Below are 1,654 nucleotides of genomic sequence, written 5' to 3'. Positions count from 1 at the left end.
CAAGACATTGTAAACCCGCGTGAACTTTTGAATCCGGCTCTCAGAGAAAAGCTATCCAAATACCGCAGAGATCTGAACGGTGCATTCTGAAGCTGGGCGGAGGCGTGGTTACTGCCCAGCTTCCGGAGCTGGACGATCGTGGACGACCTTGACAAACTGCAACCCCGCTGCTTGTGATTCAGGGCTCTGCTGATCCGTTCGGAACCATGCAACATGCACGTCTGATTCAGGAGCGTCCTGGCCGGACTCTGTTGATCGTGGAGCTCCCCGCGAGCGGTCACAATCCACATATGGACGCGGAATTAGTTACATTAGGCGCCCTGGCGCGATTTCTGCGTGGGATGGAGAATGGTAGGAGCGACAATGGCAGGCAGAAACGTAAGGATTCCGCCAATTTGGCTAAATTTTAGATTAACGGACGATGGTCGATGGCAAGAGTGAAGACGAAGATTGATGTGGAGAGCGCACGGGCGGCCGCCCCTCGCCGGATGGATCCTGACGTGGTTCCGGAAAACGAAGTGGCTGGGCTGCGTCGCCCCGCGACTCCGTCTCGCCGGCGCCGTTTGTCGGATGCCGATACCGATGCTGTTGACGAGCCCGTTGCCAAGTTCGCAACGCCGAGCCGGAACGCTGGCAACGATCACCTCAACAACCGAATGTTCTTCCGGATTTTCCAGCTTGGCAATGAGCTGCAAAGGAAGGCCGTCCAGCAGTTGGGGATTACGACGGTACAGTGGGCGGTTCTGGGTGCGCTCTCGCAGGACAAGTTCGCCTCGGGGATCCCGCTCAGCCAGCTTGGCGATTACCTCGTCGTCACAAGGCAGAACCTGGACGGCGTCCTCAAGCGCCTTGAACGTGACGGCCTTGTTCAACGGGTGACTGGCGCCGGAGACAAGCGCGCGCGCATCGTTCAGCTGACGCCTGTTGGGCGGACCTACTGGAACGAAACGCTCCAGCGAATCTACCAATTTTACGATCAGGCCACGGGCCCGGTTAAATTCGATGATCGCGTCGCATTCGTTCATTATCTCAATGCGCTCCAAAAGGGCCTGGCAAAGGTCGAGCTGTCGAAATCAGGCCTGCCCAAACGCAATGGTGGTGGCTGACCGCATCGCCTCGACGCTCGGAAGGCACACTGATCCTCGTTTTGATGAACCGGGCCTCTGCGGGCCTGCCAGAACTTTGGGGGCATTGTCGCAGCATTACAGACAACTGTGTCGCGATGAGTAGTGCAATAGAACGAGACATTACCTTCGGCGCCGCCGCCATATTGGCGGATCGTCCCGACGCTGAAGTCGCCGAGATCGCCTTTCACAATAAGGCAGTCGTCTATGCCATCCTGTTCGACGCCGTCGCCGCAACGCTCAAGACCATCGCCGCCGATCCGCGGCACCTCGGCGGTGAGATCGGGTTCCTGGCCATTCTTCACACATGGGGCCAGGCGCTCACCCATCATCCGCACATCCATTGCCTCGTCCCCGGCGGCGCTCTCTCTCCCGATGGACGCTGGCTCAACTGCCGGCCACGCTTCTTCCTGCCGATCCATGTCCTCTCCCGCCTGTTCCGGCGGCTGTTCCTCGAGCGGCTCCAGGCGGCCTATGCGGCAGGGCGACTGCGCTTCTCCGGCACGCTCGACGGGCTCGGTCAGGCCCAT

Annotated in this window: 1 protein-coding gene and 1 pseudogene; both read left to right on the top strand. The window is 59.6% G+C overall.

Annotated features, from left to right (window positions below):
* Window positions 1–437 precede the first annotated feature (437 nt).
* Window positions 438–1,106, top strand: coding sequence for a MarR family winged helix-turn-helix transcriptional regulator (locus V5F48_RS24880; protein WP_394260631.1), 669 nt, complete (start codon window positions 438–440; stop codon window positions 1,104–1,106).
* 182 nt (window positions 1,107–1,288) lie between these two features.
* Window positions 1,289–1,654: pseudogene (locus V5F48_RS24875) on the top strand (IS91 family transposase); the annotation flags it as partial.

The organism is Xanthobacter autotrophicus ATCC 700552 (assembly GCF_043194565.1).
GTDB lineage: Bacteria > Pseudomonadota > Alphaproteobacteria > Rhizobiales > Xanthobacteraceae > Xanthobacter > Xanthobacter autotrophicus_F.
This window is presented reverse-complemented; position numbering and strand designations above follow the sequence as displayed.